The sequence below is a fragment of the Paraburkholderia sp. JHI2823 genome (genome assembly GCF_038900695.1).
GTDB classification, from domain to species: domain Bacteria; phylum Pseudomonadota; class Gammaproteobacteria; order Burkholderiales; family Burkholderiaceae; genus Paraburkholderia; species Paraburkholderia mimosarum.
Window position 1 is genome coordinate 79,834 of the sequence record NZ_JAYMRY010000021.1, and the last position, 15,573, is coordinate 95,406.

7 protein-coding genes and 1 pseudogene are annotated in these 15,573 nt (G+C 64.8%); 4 read left to right on the plus strand and 4 right to left on the minus strand.

Annotated features, from left to right (window positions below; all coding sequences use genetic code 11):
* Positions 1 to 24: 24 nt before the first annotated feature.
* From VSR34_RS22125 to VSR34_RS22140, 4 genes and pseudogenes are all read left to right on the plus strand, one after another.
* On the plus strand, positions 25 to 1,272 hold the full coding sequence (locus VSR34_RS22125; RefSeq protein WP_342963544.1) for a diaminopropionate ammonia-lyase: 1,248 nt from the start codon (positions 25 to 27) through the stop codon (positions 1,270 to 1,272).
* 14 nt (positions 1,273 to 1,286) lie between these two features.
* Complete coding sequence (locus VSR34_RS22130) at positions 1,287 to 2,543, plus strand: M20/M25/M40 family metallo-hydrolase (protein WP_342963545.1); 1,257 nt, start codon at positions 1,287 to 1,289, stop codon at positions 2,541 to 2,543.
* A 474-nt stretch (positions 2,544 to 3,017) separates the two neighbouring features.
* Complete coding sequence (locus VSR34_RS22135) at positions 3,018 to 3,581, plus strand: AraC family transcriptional regulator (RefSeq protein WP_342963546.1); 564 nt, start codon at positions 3,018 to 3,020, stop codon at positions 3,579 to 3,581.
* Positions 3,582 to 3,978: 397 nt separating this feature from the next.
* Positions 3,979 to 4,147: pseudogene (locus VSR34_RS22140) on the plus strand (sodium:proton exchanger); the annotation flags it as partial.
* 15 nt (positions 4,148 to 4,162) lie between these two features.
* Here VSR34_RS22140 and VSR34_RS22145 read toward each other — a convergent pair.
* The 4 genes from VSR34_RS22145 to VSR34_RS22160 form a co-directional block, all read right to left on the minus strand.
* A complete protein-coding gene (locus VSR34_RS22145; RefSeq protein ID WP_342963547.1) occupies positions 4,163 to 5,866 on the minus strand; it encodes an FAD-dependent oxidoreductase in 1,704 nt (567 codons plus the stop codon).
* A gap of 971 nt (positions 5,867 to 6,837) precedes the next feature.
* Positions 6,838 to 8,007: a hybrid sensor histidine kinase/response regulator gene (locus VSR34_RS22150; protein ID WP_342963548.1), complete on the minus strand. Its 1,170-nt coding sequence runs from the start codon at positions 8,005 to 8,007 to the stop codon at positions 6,838 to 6,840.
* Positions 8,004 to 10,517, minus strand: a complete 2,514-nt coding sequence (locus tag VSR34_RS22155; protein ID WP_342963549.1) for a PAS domain S-box protein — start codon at positions 10,515 to 10,517, stop codon at positions 8,004 to 8,006. Before VSR34_RS22155 ends, VSR34_RS22150 begins: the two co-directional genes overlap by 4 nt.
* A 35-nt stretch (positions 10,518 to 10,552) precedes the next feature.
* Positions 10,553 to 15,568 (minus strand): AAA family ATPase, encoded by a 5,016-nt coding sequence (locus VSR34_RS22160; RefSeq protein ID WP_342963550.1) that lies wholly within the window; start codon positions 15,566 to 15,568, stop codon positions 10,553 to 10,555.
* Positions 15,569 to 15,573 lie beyond the last annotated feature (5 nt).

Consider the following 15,573-nt stretch of genomic DNA (forward strand, 5'->3'; position numbering starts at 1 on the left):
ATCACTTTTAACAGGAAACATCCCGTGACAAACCTCGTACCCGGTCCGTTGGGCTTTCTCCTTAATCCGCAACCGCCGCGCCAACATCCATATCACCTTGACGGGCGCAGCGAAATCCTGAGCCTGCGCGCATTGAACGAAGCGCGAGCCGAGATCACGACGTGGCCCGGTTACGCTGTCACGCCCCTCGTCGCGCTTCAAGGGCTCGCTTCGAAGGCCGGACTTGGGAACATCCTGTACAAGGACGAAGGATCGCGCTTCGGACTGGGCAGCTTCAAGGCTCTTGGCGGTGCGTATGCAGTATTGCGATATTTGAAAAAGGAAGTGTCGAGACAGCTCGGCGTGGAACCTGGCACGTCCGCCCTCACTCGTGGCGAGCATCGGGAGATTACCGAGATGCTTACCGTCGTCTGTGCGACCGACGGAAACCATGGCAAGTCGGTTGCCTGGGGGGCGAAAACGTTCGGCTGCAAGTGTGTGATCTATGTCCATGCACACGTCAGCCAGGCGCGGCGTGACGCGATTGCAGCCTACGGGGCGACGGTGCTTGAAGTCAAGGGCACCTACGACGACGCAGTGCGCACGGCCGCCGACGATGCGTTGGAAAATGTCTGGCAGGTTGTCTCCGACACGTCTTACGAGGGGTACACGGAAGTACCGCGCGATGTCATGCAAGGCTACGGCATCATTGCCGCAGAGGCCGCGATCCAGTTCCCCGCCGGCGTGCGTCCGACTCACGTCTTCGTGCAGGGTGGCGTTGGAGGCGTTGCGGCAAGTCTGTGTTCGTGGTTCTGGGAGAGCTACGGAAGGGATGCCCCGCGATTCATCGTTGTCGAGCCCGCTAATGCCGATTGCCTGATCCGTAGCGCCGGGGCGGGCAAACCCACTCCGGCCGCGGGCGATCTGGACACCATCATGGCCGGCCTCGCGTGCGGCGAGGTTTCGGTTATCGCATGGGAGATTCTGCGGGAAGGCGCAGATGCGTTTCTTACCGTGACAGACGAGGCGGCCGCAAGCTGCATGCGCCTGCTTGCCGACGCCCCGTTCGGCGACGCCAGGGTGGTTGCGGGCGAATCAGCGGTTGCGGGTCTCGCGGGAGTACTGCTCGCCGCAACTGATCCGGAAAAGCGCAAAGCGCTGGGCTTGTCGGAATCGAGCGTCGTGATGCTGGTTGGGACGGAGGGCGCGACTGACCCAGCCCTTTATGAACAGATCGTCGGACGTAGTGCCGATGCAGTTCGCGACAGCATGCTGCAAGTGGCCGGCGCGTGATTTGAGGGATTCATATGAACCCGATAATAGTGGAAGCGATTCGCATTGGAGCCTACGATGCGCAACTGGTGCAAGCCGTCGAGGAAGAAGTCGATGCCTCTCGGGATACACTCGTTGAACTTTGCAGTGCGCTTGTCGCAGCGGAAAGTGCAAACCCGCCCGGCAACACCGCTGCCATGGCACGCACCCTTGAAGCATTCCTGCGAAGACATGACCTGCCGACAAAAACCGTAGCGGCGGACGCGGAGGCACCGAACATTGTTTGCACGTTAACAGGAAGCCGCCCCGGCGCACATGTGGTATTCAATGCCCATATGGACACCATGCTCGCGGGCGACGAGTCGGCGTGGACGGTTCCTCCTCTGGAACTGACCCGAAAGGACGGCCGACTGTATGGCCTCGGCATGGGGAACATGAAAGGCGCACTCGCGGCGATGGCACTCGCGATGAAGATCGTCCAGCGCCGTCTGTCCCAGCTAGCCGGAAAGTTGAGCCTCACCGCAGTATCGGATGAAGTCATGTTCGGCTCGCGCGGCTCGCCTTACGTACTGAAGCAAGATCCCGAACTTTATGGTGACTACCTGATCAGCGGCGAAGGACCAGGGTGGATGAATTTCGCTGTCGCAGAAAAGGGCCTGCTCTGGATCGATATCATCGCGAAAGGGGCCTCAGGCCATTCGTCTCGTGCGCTCACGGGACAAACCGCCGCAGCAAGAATGGCGGAGTTTATCTGCCGGCTTGACCATCTGAACGACTTCTACGCCGATTTGCCCATGGAAATCGAGGGTATTGATGGCGGGGAAAACGATGTCGGCTTCCGTTTATCCGCGAGCGTTGGAAGCATCGAAGCAGGAAGCGTGCGCAGTCTCATTCCACCCGTCATTCGTGCCAAGGCCGACCTGCGCCTGCCTCCCGGTCTATCGATCGCCGCTCTCAAGGCACGCATCGACGAAATGGCTAAAAGCTGCGAGGGTATCAGCATCGAGTATGCAAAGGGTTGGCCTGCAAGCTGGGCGCCGCTCGATAGCGATCCCGTGAAAAGCCTCGCGGGTGCAGTCGCAGCCGTTCGCGGAGCTGCCGCACGCTATGTAGTCAGACTTCCGGGCTCGGATGCGCGTTTCTGGCGCGACCGCGGAATCACTTCGGTCTGCTACGGTCCGCAGCCCACGCTGTCCTCAGGCATCGATGACTACGCTGTCGAGCAAGATGTGCTCGATTGCGCTGCGATCTATGCGCTGACTGCGATGCAGCTCATGTCCTCAAAAGGGTGAGCTTCTCGCGCCGGCGTTTCTGTCGCTCGTAACTCCGTGGGACGAGCTACCCACGCGGCGCGACTGCCCCTCCGGTGGAATGCTGGCACCGGGCGAGACGATCTTGCGGCCGATACACGCGCTCCCTCGCCGCCCCGTACAGCGCGTAAAAGCTGGGGAGATCGATTACCTCGGACCAGTCGCCTGCGGCGAGGGCGCGCAGTTGGACGGGACTCTCCATCGGCGTCAGTTCGCTGGCAACGCTCCGGTGGACTCTTCGCGATTCCGGCGAGAATTTCCAGTTCCATGGTGCGCAGCGTAGAAAGCGGCGCCTCCTGGACCACGAGTCCCGCTGCACCGTGCCAGTTGCGAGTTCTTCATTGAGCGCATCGTGGCTGCGTCATAAGACTGGAGTGGGGTTCAGACGGGCGTCAGTTGGTGCTCGTTAGAGAGGCCATAACCGACCTGACAAGGCGAAACGCAGTCGGCCGATCCTTGATTTTTTTTCAAGAGTGTATTGATTTTATGTATATGCAAATTTCTTTTCCAATGAGGCACACTGCCGCTCGCGCCTTTTGCGAAGGAAAAGAATTCGAGGGGAACTCGATGAGCATTGAGCCGAACAGAACCACACGAGGTCCGACTGCGGTACTTCCGGAGCCGCCGCCTCCATGGCTTGACGGCGTTCTACGGGCTTTGGAAGCCGATGTGACTGCCGAGCTTTCAATGACAGATATCGCGGTTTCCGCGAACTTGTCGAAATCTTATTTTTTTCGCACTTTCAGACGAAGCGTCGGATATACGCCCCATCAATGGAGGCTAAGACTTCGCATTGCCGCCGCGCAGTTCGATTTGATTGAACTCCCTGACGGGATCGCACAGATTGCGCAACGATACGGCTTCAGCGATCAAGCGCACTTCACGCGTGTCTTCAGAAGATTCGTCGGAAAAACGCCAAACTCATGGCTAGCCAACGAAGCGCGAAACGGTAGTATGCCCACGGGCCTGCGCCCCCGTCGCTGCCAGATGCTGGCGTCTTCTGTGCCTGCAGATGCATGAGCTACGATCCTGACCGTTTGTCTGCTTCGATCTAGTCATCGATGCATTCGGGAAGGACTGTAGCGTCGAGGACATTCTTCTTCCTTGTGATTATTCGAAGACAACGCACGCAGTTGTTCGTTACGCTGATGCTGGTCGGCATCCCGTTCGGGCTGCTGTGCGGCAAAGCGATTTGTTGGGCGCTAGCGCGCTTGCGCGAACCGAGCCGGGCATTGTCGTAACCATTCGTAATGGCGTGGCCGAGCTACGGGTGCGTTCGACGCCGCACTGTCCGGGCTCAATGAGTTCGGCAGCCTGCTGCCGCAGATTCCGAGCGGCAAGCGCGAAAGGCTGATCGCCGAATACCACGCGCGGGTCAGCGCAACCCGATGCGCATCTGGATAGTAGGCCGTGCATCGAGGACCGCGCTCAGTTGTTGCGCGTCGAACTCGAACTAGTGGGGCTGACCCGCAAACGCATTGCTCGACCTGGATCGCCACGGCCGGGTCGACGACGCGGTGCTGCATCGGATCGAGTCGGAACTCGACTTAGAGGAGACGCGGCTCGTGCGTCTGCTGGAACCGTAGCCGCGCCCGGGTTTTTCAGATCCCCTCGCGCCGGCTCAGATGCGCGTGGATCTGACTGACCACCGCCGCGCCGTCTCCGACCGCCGACGCGACGCGCTTCGAGGATTCGGCGCGCACGTCGCCGATCGCGAACAGGCCCGGCACGCTGGTCTCCAACGGCAATCGCGCGGGATCGCCGGCGGTCTCGGCGATCTGCGTCTTCACGAAACCATGTGGGTCGAGTTCGACTCCACTCATCGCGAGCCACTGCGTCTCCGGATCCGCGCCGATGAACAGGAACAGATGGCGGGTGTTGATGGTTTCATCCTCGAAGCCGTTCGCGAGTTGCCGGCGCACCTGTAGCCGCGCGAGACCAGCCGCGTCGCCGGCGAGTCCAGTCAGCGAGCAGCGGGCGCAAAGCGCCACGTTCGGCAACGAGCCGATCCGCTCGATCAGGTAACGCGACATGCTGGCGTGCAGGTCTGCCGCGCGGATCAGCATGCGGATACTGCGCGCGAAGCTCGCCAGATAGACGACCGCCTGGCCCGCAGAATTTCCGCCGCCGATCAGCACGATGTCCTGCCCCTTGACCAGCCTCGCCTCGATCGCCGACGCCCAGTAGTAGATCCCAGCGCCGTCGAACTGATCGAAGCCGGGCACGCGAGGCTTGCGATACGACGCGCCGCTCGCGGCCACTACCGTGCGTGCGCTGACGCGCTGGCCGTCGACCAACGTCAACACGAAGCGCTGCGCGTCGCGTTCCACGCACTGAACTTGGCCCGGAATCGCCAGATGCGCGCCGAACTTCAGCGCTTGCTGGAACGCGCGCGCCGCGAGCGCCTGCCCCGAAATGCCGGTCGGAAAACCCAGATAGTTCTCGATCCGCGCGCTCGCACCCGCCTGCCCGCCCGGCGCGCGCTGATCGAACACCGCGACGGACAATCCCTCAGTCGCCGCATACACCGACGCCGCCAAGCCGGCCGGGCCGGCGCCGACGATCGCGACGTCGTACACATGCGACTGTTCGAACGCCGGCACGAGCCCGAGGCACGAAGCGAGTTGCGCCTCGTCGGGCGCACGCAACACGGAGCCGTTCGGACAGAAGACCAGCGGGAAATCGTCGGCGCTCGCGGCAATGCTTTCGAGCAGCGTGAGCGCATCAGGATCGGTGCGTGCGTCGACGACCGTGGCCGGATGTGCGTTGCGCCGCAGGAAACCCTCCAGACCCACGAGCCGCGCTTCATTGCGGTTGCCGACGATGATCGGTCCCAGCCCCTGCTCGATCAGTCCGAGACGGCGAAGGATCAGTGCGCGCATGATGTGCTCGCCGAGTTGCGCGTCGGCGACGATCAGCGCGCGCAGCCGGTCGGGCTCGATCACCAGCGTGTCAATGTCGGTCAACGCGATCCCGTCGATCAGCGCGGGCTTGCCGGACAGTTGCGCCATCTCCGCCATGAAGTGACCGTCGTCGTGTTCGGTGACGAGCGTCGAGCGTCCGAAGCTGTCGCGCGACTCGATTCGCACCCGCCCGCGCAACAGCACGAACAGGCCCGGCGCAACCTTGCCGGTTTCGAAAATGCGCTCGCCGCGCCGGAACGACAACGGCCGCGCGAAGCGGCGCAAGCTGTCGATGTCGCTTGGCGACAGGCGCGGAAACATCTGGTGTTGCCGATATTCGAGCGACGAAAACGGCACTTCCAGATCGGACGGCAACGTGCCGGGAATGAATGGTGGGATCATCAGGCGCTCCATGACAGGCGTAAGCGGCCAGACTTGCGTCCGGCATCGAGGTTCGCGCGCGGCGCAACTCGGGCCGAGTGTAAAGCGGGGCCGCTGAACCGTCCTTGGGCACGGGCCTTAAATTACCTGAAAACGGACTGCGGCAGCGCGCCCGCGCGGCTCGAATTCAAGGTCACGTCGACGCCCGAACGGCTTAGGAATGCCGTATTGCTGTGGTAACTTCTTGCACCCAAGGTGTTCGCGCGCCAAGCCTCGCCGGGCTGCACCGCGAACCGGCTGCGCTAAGATCTCGAACTCGACGCGACAGAATTCATCGTGCATCCTCGGTCACCTCGCGAAGGTGCTCGCGCGCACGCTGGACGGTGGGCGGAAAGCCCATCTGCTATTAGTCGAACAGTTGTGTTCGCGCTCGCGTTCGGCACGCATCTGCTCGACCAGTACGGACACGCGCCGACGCTGCCGCGCCGTCTGTCGCCGCACGAGAAGCGCAAGCGACCGAGATGCTGCTCGCGAGTATTCCGGCGCGCGTGTCCATCGAGGAAATCGGCGGCGCGTGCGGGCTGTCGCGCACGTATTTCATCCGCGCGTTCAAGCACACTACGTATCAGTGTTTGCTCAAGCGACGCAACGAGCGCGCGCGAGTTGCCAGGCGGCTCAAGCGACGCAACGAGCGCGCGCGAGTTGCCAGGCGGCTCCAACGGCCGATCACCGAGATCGCCGCCACTTGCGGCTCTTCGGATCAGAGTACTTCACGCGCGTGTTTTCGCAGATGGTCCGGCAGGCCGCCCGCGACCTGGCGCCGCGAGGCGGCGGGTTGAGTTCCCCGACGCCGCGCATGGAGCAATTTTTGTCAAACACGGCGCAGCGACGTTCAACAGACGCTCTCGCTTCAGTGCATGGGAGCTGGCGGGGGCCGCCAGTGCGCGACGCTGCTGGACATCTCGACGATTGCGTCGCAGCGTTGAGCGCGCTTAGACAGCAGCGCTGTCGCCGCCGCGAATCGTGAGGCTCGCGACCAGCCCCGGGTGATTGTCCGCGAGGCTCAGCGTGCCGTGATGCAGCGTCGCGACCGCCTTCACCAGCGCGAGTCCGAGCCCCACGCCGGGCGTCCCGCGGCTCGCATCGCCGCGATAGAAGCGTTCGGTGACCTTGGGCATTTCCGCCGCCGGAATGCCCGGCCCGTTGTCCGCCACCTCGATGCAAATGCCCGTTCCGATCACGCGTGCTGCCACGCTGACGCCGCCATTGTCACGCGCGAACTTCAGTGCATTGTCGATCAGGTTGCCTACCGCCTGCGCGATCAGCAACGGGTCCGCGACCACGTTCAGCCGCTCGCACGCGCAAAGCGTCAGCGCGAGCCCACGCAATTCCGCGACCGGCTGATAGAATTCCACCGCTTCCTCGAGGAGCGCAGCGAGATCGCAGGCGACGAAACCCGCGCGCTGCACGCCCGCGTCGATTTCGGCGAGGCGCAGCAGCGCATTGAAGATACTGATCACCCGATCCACGTCCGCGAGCGCGGTCTCGAGCTCTGTCAGCACGCGCTCGTCGCCCTGCTTGCGCAGTTCGAGAATCAATACTTCGAGGCGCGAGCGCACTTCAGTGAGCGGGGTGCGCAAATCGTGGGCAATCGCGTTGGACACGTTGCGCACGCCGTTGATCATTTCCAGCAGCGCCTCCTGCGCCTGCTTGCGGCTATTCACCTCTTCCTGCAGGCGCGCGTTCTGCTCCTGCTGTAGGGTCTGTAACGCGCGCAGCTTCAGATGCGTATTCACCCGCGCCGCCACCTCTTCCATCTGCAGCGGCTTGGTCACGAAGTCGACCGCACCCGCGCGAAAGCCGCTAACCTTGTCAGCGGTTCGCGTGAGCGATGTCATAAATATCACCGGAATTTCGCGGGTGAGCGGATTAGCCTTCAGCAGACGGCAGGTCTCGAAGCCGTCGAGCTCCGGCATCATCACGTCCAGCAGGATCAGATCGGGCTGCACCAGTTCGGCGCGCCTGAGCGCTTCGCGGCCGTCGCGCGCGACCGTCACGCGCAGATTGTTGCCTTCCAGCGCATCGACGACGAGACCGAGATTGGTCGCCGTGTCGTCGACGACGAGTACTACCGGCGGGGCGATATTGAGCGATTGAATCATGCTTGCGAATCTTGAACCAGGTGTGCTTCGATCAGCGCGAGCAGCGCCTGCGACTCGTAGCCGGCGGCCAGCACGCGCAGACGCCCAGCGAACAGCTCGTAACGGCTATCGAGCGCGACCAGATTCTGGGCCCGCTCGGCGATGTCGCGCATCGAACCCAGAAGTGCGAGCCGGTGCAACTGCGCCATTTCGTGCGGCGGTGGCACGACGAACCTCTCAGCCGGCTCAAGTGTTATCTGCAACGACGGCGGCGTAGCCAGCGGCGCGCTACGCGCGGGGACCGCGGGCGCATCGAGTTCGAACCAGAACACGCTGCCCGTGCCGATCGAACTCACCATCCGGAGATCGTCGCCCATCATGCGTACCAGTTGACGGCTGATCGCGAGACCTAGCCCTGCGCCGCCGCTGCGCCGCGTCAGTTCGCCGGCCTGTTCGAACGGCTCGAAGATTGCGTCGCAGCGGTCGGGGCTGATGCCGATGCCGCTGTCCGTCACTTCGAAGCGCAGCCGCCCCGGCCGGATCTGCGTGACGGCGAGCGTGACTTCGCCGTGATCGGTGAACTTCACCGCATTGGCGAGCAGGTTCAACAACACTTGACGCAGCCGCTTCTCGTCCACCCTGATCGCGCTTGGCAGATCCGGCGCGGCGCGATAGTGGAGCACGAGGCCTTTTTCGTGCGCCCGGACCCGCACAATCTCGGCGATCACGTCAAGAAACGGCGCAAGCGGCACGTCGCGCACCTGCAGTTCGAGCTTGCCCGCACCGATCCGCGCGAAATCCAGCAGGTCGTTGATCAGCAACAGCAGATGCTCGCCGCTTTGCTCGATCACGCCGAGTCTCGAAAGTTGCCGCGCGTCGAGCCCGGCGTCACGCCGCAGGATCTGCGCATAGCCGAGAATGCCGTTGAGCGGCGTGCGCAACTCGTGGCTGATATTGGCGAGAAACTGGTCTTTTGCTTGATTTGCCGCCTCGGCCGCGTCTTTAGCCACCCGCACCGCGTCTTCGAGCGCCTTGCGCGCCGAAATGTCCTGAATGATTGCGATGATGTGGCTGGTGTGTCCGGCCTCGTCGAATTGCAGCGCGACCGACAGATTCGCCCACACCCGCATGCCGTCGCTCCTCAACAGCTGCTGGTCTTCCGAGAAATGGGACGCGCCCGTCTCGCTCGGCACTCGAAATCGTCGCAGCGTCGTCGCCGTGAAACCGTCGTGCGTGATGTCCTGCAAGCGCCGCTCGAGCAACGCGTCGCGTTCGTAGCCGACGATCTCGCACGCGCGCTGATTGACGCGCAAGAAACGCCCAGCGAGATCGCAATGCGCGATGCCGACCGCAGCATTCTCGAAGGTCCCGCGAAAGCGTTCCTCGCTCTCGCGCAGCTCCTGCTCGGCGTGCTTCAGTTGCGTGATGTCGACCACGCTTCCGATGAACTCCACCGGCTTGCCGCTCGCATCGCGGCGCGCGGTGCCACGCACGAGCACCCTGCGGTCGCTGCCGTCGCGATGCAGCAGCCGGTTCTCGATTTCGAACACCCCGTCCGGCTGCGCGAGAAAGCGCTGCATCGCCGCCTCGGTCGCCGCGCGCTCGTCCGGATGGACCACGCTCATATACGCCTCGTGGTCGAGCAGCGGCGCCTTGCCGGTATAGCCGAGCCATTCCCAAACGTTCGCGTAGCGCGCAATGCCGCGTCGGAAATCGCCATCGGGCATATCGATCGCCCAGACGCCGACGTTCGAGCCGCACATCGCGGTCTCGAAGCGCGCGTTGATTTCGCGCAGCAGCTCGGCTTCCTCCGCACGGCGCCGTTCGGTGACGTCGCGAAAGACCAGCACCACGCCGATCACTTCGCGTTGATCGTCGACGATTGGCGAGCCGTTGCTTTCCACCGGCACCCGGTTGCCGTCGCGCGCCACCAGCAGGCTGCGATGCAGCGCGGGGTCGCTCGCGGGGTCTTCGATCAGCCTAAACACCTCGCCGAGCGAGCGGCCGAGCGCGTCCGCGCGCCGCCAGCCGGTCAGCGCTTCCGCGACCGGATTGATGAAGTCGATGCGCCCGTCGGGATCTGTGGCGATGACTCCCTCGCCGATGCTCGACAGCGTCACCGCATAGCGCTCCTCGCTCGCGCGCAGGCGGCGTTCGGCGCCGTGCTTATACAGCGCCATTTCGACCACGGTACGCAACTGGTTGTCGTCGAACGGCTTGAGCACATAGCCGAACGGTTCCGCAGTGGTCGCGCGCTGTACTGTGTCTTCGTCCGCGTACGCAGTCAGGAACACCACTGCCAGATCGAATTGGGCGCGCAGCAACCGGGCCGCGTCGATCCCATCGAGCTCGCCTTCGAGGCGCACGTCCATCAGTACCAGCTCGGGCTGAGTGTCGCGTGCGAGTGCGAGCGCGTCCTCGCCGCGCGTCGTAGTACCGACCACCGTATGACCGATGCGGGTCATCTGCTGGGCAATGTCGCGAGCGACGATGCGGTCGTCCTCGACTATCAATATGCGTGCGGGCGTCATCGTGCGTTCATCGGGGGCAGCCTGGTCGTGCAGGGTCAGCCGGCCTCGGCCGGAAAGTCGATTGTGAAAGTGGCGCCGCCGGCGTGCGTACTGCCAGTGTCGACGCTGCCGTTCAGTTGGCGCGCGAGATCGTGGACCAGTTGCAGACCGAGCGTGTCGGCACTGGCCAGGCGGAATTGCCGCCCAAGGCCGGGGCCGTCGTCGGCGATCGACAGACGGCAGCGCGCGTCGCCGCGTTGGCGCAACTCGATCAGCAACTGCCCGCCGCGGCCGTCGGCGAACGCATGCTTGAACGCGTTCGATACCAGTTCGTTGATGATCAGCCCGCACGACACCGCGCGATTCATGTCGAGCTGCAGATCGTCCACCGTTACCCGCATGTCGACGCCCAGGCGGCGAACGTCGTACGCCTGCGCGAGATGCCCGCACAGATTGCGCACGTGCGGGGCCATCATGATGCGCGCGAAGTTGCCGGCGCGGTAAAGGTTCTCGTGCACCAGCGCCATCGAGCGCACGCGGTTGCGGCTTTCCTTGAAGAGTTCGGCCACCGCGGGGTCCGGCACGCGCGAGGCCTGTAGGTTCAGCAGGCTGCTGATCAGTTGAAGGTTGTTCTTCACGCGATGGTGCACCTCGTGCAGCAACGCTTCCTTTTCTTCGAGCAGCGCTTCCTTGTGTTCGAGCGACGCGTTCTCCAGCGAAATCGCGGCTTGCGAGGCCAGCAGCGTGAGCACCGTGAGGCGCGCGGGCGAGAACACCCCCGGTGCGAGATCGTTTTCCAGGTACAGCACCCCGACCAGCTTTGCCTGCTTGACGATCGGCAGCGCCAGCAGCGAGCGAGCGTCGTGCTCGCGCAGATAGTCGTCGGCGGCAAACGGGTGGGCGCGCGCAGCGTCATCGACGTGCGCTAGTTCGCGCGTGCGCAGCGCCTCATGCAGCAGCGTGAGCGGCACGTCGCCCGCCGTCACCACGCGGCTTTCGATGCCGACCTCGGCGCCATCGCGGCGCGACACCGCCTCGGCCTCGATCCACAGCTTTTCGTCGCGCGGCAGCACCAGCACCGCGCGGCGCGCGCCCGAGTGTTCCAGCACGATGGTCATCAGCGTGCGCATCAGCCTGGCGAGCACGATCTCGCCGGAAATTGCCTGGGACGCCTTGACGACCGTTTCGACATTCAGGCGCGCGGCGACGATGCCATGATTCACGACGTTTTCCGCCGCTTCCTGCAGCAGTTCCGGGTAGCTTTCATCGAGTGCGCGGACGTTCGCAAGCGCGCCCCAGCGGATCCACGCGCGGCGCGCATTGCGCAGATACATCTGTCCCGCGCCAGGCAGCTCGCTCGCAAGACAGAATCGCCCTGCCGCCTCCTGCGCCAATGCTTCGACATGCGCGAATTCGTGCTCGCGCGCGAGCCGTATCGCGCTTTCGTAGTGGCGCAGCGCGTCGAACGGGCGTCCCTGGATACGCGCGAGCTCCGCTTCCACCAGCGCCGCGCGGCCGCCGAAATTGCTCTGACAATGGCGCGCCCACACGCACAGCATGTCGCGATGCTGCAACAGCGCGTCCGCATGCGCGAAGCGGCCGCTGTCGTCGACCTCGCCGTGGCGGCGCGCGCGCACCAGTCCCGCGTAAAAGTGATACTCGGCGAGTTCGATATGCCCGGACGAGGTCCACAGGAGCGGACGCGCCTTTTCGCCGGCGGCGAGCGCGGCTTCGATCTCGCCCGCGTGATACAACCACTGCTGCTTGCGGATCCAGTGCCAGCACGCGGCAATCGCGAGGCTCGGATCGCCTTCCAGATGCTGCTCGAAGCGCGCTTCGTCGAAGCTCGTCTCCGCCACAAGCGCCGGCGCGGTGCCGCGCAGGTGGCCAATAAGCAGCAGTTGCGACGAGATGATGTCGACGATCAGTCCGAAGCGCGCCGCCTTCACGACCGCGAGCCGCTGGTCGGCCTCGCGCTGAAGATCGACCAGCGGTTCGCCCGCTGCGAGCAGACTCGTCACGTATGAGCAACTGCTGAAACCCATGTACGTCAGGTCGCCGCGTTCGCTCGCCACCTCGAACGCGCGCCGCAGCAGACCGAGGCCGCTGCGCACGTGTTGGGTCCACGGCGTCACGTGATACGCGAAACACATGTAGACGCGCGCCTTGAAGCGCTCGAGGCCGCGCTGGTCGACCAGCGCGAGTCCCAGCCGGCCAAAGCCGAACGCCGCCTGATAGTCGCCGAACACGGGACCGGCGACCATTCCGAGATACGCATAGCCTAGCGCCGACGCGTCGCTGTTGCCGTGGGCGATACTCAGACTCGCCATCCGGCACAGCACGAGGCATACGAAGTTTTCGTCGCTGAAGAAGGCCGGCGGCAATACCGCGGTGAGCACGTCGAGGGTCGCCGCCAGTTCCTGGTCGCCGAGCAACGGCAGTTCGAGCAGCGCTTCGATCGGCTGTCCCCCGATCGCGTCCAGTAGACGGTCGTATTCGCGCCGCGCCGCGTCGCGCCCCGGGTGCGGCGCCCAATCGACGCCGATCTGCCGCAGATAGTCGAGACAGGTCTCGACCGCGAGTGACATCTGATCGAGCGCGGTAAATAGCGTGATGCGCAGAAACGCGACCACCGCCCGGTCCGGCAGATTCGCCGCGCGCGCGGCGAGCGCTTCGAGCCGGCGCGTCGCGCTGTCGGTCGCGCCGGTTAAAAATTCGCACTCGGCGCGGCTGCTTTCCAGCGCGAACTTGCGCGCGTAGTCGCCAGCCCACGCCGTCTCGCCGAGCAGGTCGCTGCCGAGCGCCAGATACGTCAACGCCGAGCCATACGCGGACGAAGCCTTCGCGCGGCGGCCCGCCTCCAGGTTCAAATCGACGATCCGCTGGCGTTCCGCAGGATCGGTCACCAGCGGCAACGCGCGGTTGTACTGGTTGGCGATCTCAAACACCGGGCGGCTGGTGTCCGTCGCCGCGTCGGGCTGCGCGGGCGCACTCAGCACGCGGGCAATGCGCAGATGCTCGTGTGGCCGCTGTTGCGGCCCGAGCGACGCGTACGCGGCTTCCTGCACGCGGTCGTGGACGAACGCGTAGCCGTCGTCGCGCCGATAGATCAACCCGGCCTCGACAGATTCGACGAGCGCCGCGTGAACCTCGGCGACCGACTTGCCGCTCACCCGCGCGAGCGTCGCATCAGCAGCCGTATTGCCGACGCATGCGAACTGTCTGAGGCGCTGTTGCGTGCCCGGCGAGAGGCGGCCGATCCGGGCGATCATGAGATCTACGATCCCGCCCGCGAAACGCGCGCCGCGAATGTCGTCGATCTCGAAGCGCCACGCGCGTTCGTCTCGATCGAAGCGCACGATGCCTTCTTCATCGAGAATGTGCAGGAACTGCACCACGTAGAAGGGGTTGCCGCCGGTCTGATCGAAAATGGCGGCGGCCAGCGGCGCGGCCGCGGCGGTTTCCACGTGCAGCGTGTCGGCCAGAAGCCGCGCGATGTCCGGGTGCCCGAGCGGCGCGAGCAGGATCGGCTGCACTGGCATGCCCGCGGCGCGCAGCGTATCGAGCACCCGGGTCAGCGCGTGCGCGGGGCCAAGTTCGTTGTCGCGGTACGCACCAACCAGCAGCAGATGGCCGAGCGCGGTGGAATTCGCGAGCCCTTCTAGCCAGCCGGCGGTGCCGGCGTCGAGCCATTGCAGGTCATCGAGAAACAGCACGAGCGGCTGCCCGGGCGAGCAGAAGGTGCCGACGAAGCGCGTCAGTACCGACTGGAAGCGCGCCTGCGCCTCTTGCGGCGGCAGCTCGGGCACCGCCGGCTGCACGCCGATCTCGCGCTCAAGCTCGGGAATCAGCTCGACGATCAGCCTGCCGTTCGCGCCGAGCGCCTCGCGCAGACGTTCGTGCCACTGCGCGAGGCAGAAGCCTGGCTCGCTGCGCAGCTGGCCAATTAGCGCGTCAAACGCCTGCGCGAGCGTCGCATACGGAATATCTCGCTGGTACTGGTCGAACTTGCCCGCCGCGAAGCGCGCGTTCGACGGCGCAAGCCTCTTCTGCAACTGCTCGACCAGACTCGATTTGCCGATCCCCGAATAGCCCGAAATCAGCACCGCCTGGACGCCGCCGTGGGTCGCCACGTGTTCGAAGGCGGCCGCGAGCTCGGCACTTTCGCGTTCGCGCCCATACAGCCGCTGCGGAATCAGCAGTCGCTCCGGCGTGTCCAACGCGCCCAGTGCGAACGGCTCGATGCAGGCCGAGTCCCGCCACGCCTGCAGACAACGGCGCAAGTCGGCTTCCACTCCCAGCGCGGTCTGATAGCGGGTCTCGGCGGACTTTTCCAACAACCGGTAGACGAGTGCCCTCAGTTGCGCGGGCACCTCGCGGCCCTGCTCGTCGAGGGGAATCGGCTCGCGCGCGATATGACAGTGGAGCCATTCCTGTGGCGACGCCGCGCGATACGGCAGTCGCCCGGTCAACATTTCGTAGAGGATCACGCCGAACGAATACAGGTCGCAGCGCGCGTCCACGTCCCGATTCATCAGTCCGGTCTGCTCGGGCGCCAGGTACCCGAGCGCGTCGACCGTGAGCGCCGGCGGTTCGCTCGACGGCCGCTCGCGGGTCGCACGCGACGCGCGGCCAAAGCCGGTTAGCGCGACGCTTTGGGCCGCCACGTCGACGAGCACGTTGGCGGGCCGCAAGTCCTTGTGGATGATGCCGCGCGCGTGCAACAGCCTGAGCGCCGCAGCGAGTTCGGCGGCGAGCGCTAGCACGCTCGCGAGCGGCAGCGAACCAGCCGGCAGCGATGCCAGCGACACCCCGCCAGGGTCGTCGAGCACCAGCGTGGCGACGCCCAGATGCTCGGTCAGCGCGTGGGGGACGGTCAACGCCGGACCCGCGAGCAGAGCGCGCAGCGCGTACGCGTGTTCGAGCCGCGCCTGGCTTTCGGCGGAGGGCTGCGCCGCGGGCGGCGTTAGCGCCAGCCACGTCTGCGCGCTGCCGGGTCGCGCCAGTCGCGCCAGCACGAACTCACCGTCGTCATACAGCGTGCGCCGTTCGAAGGGTCGCAGATCGAGCATGCGCG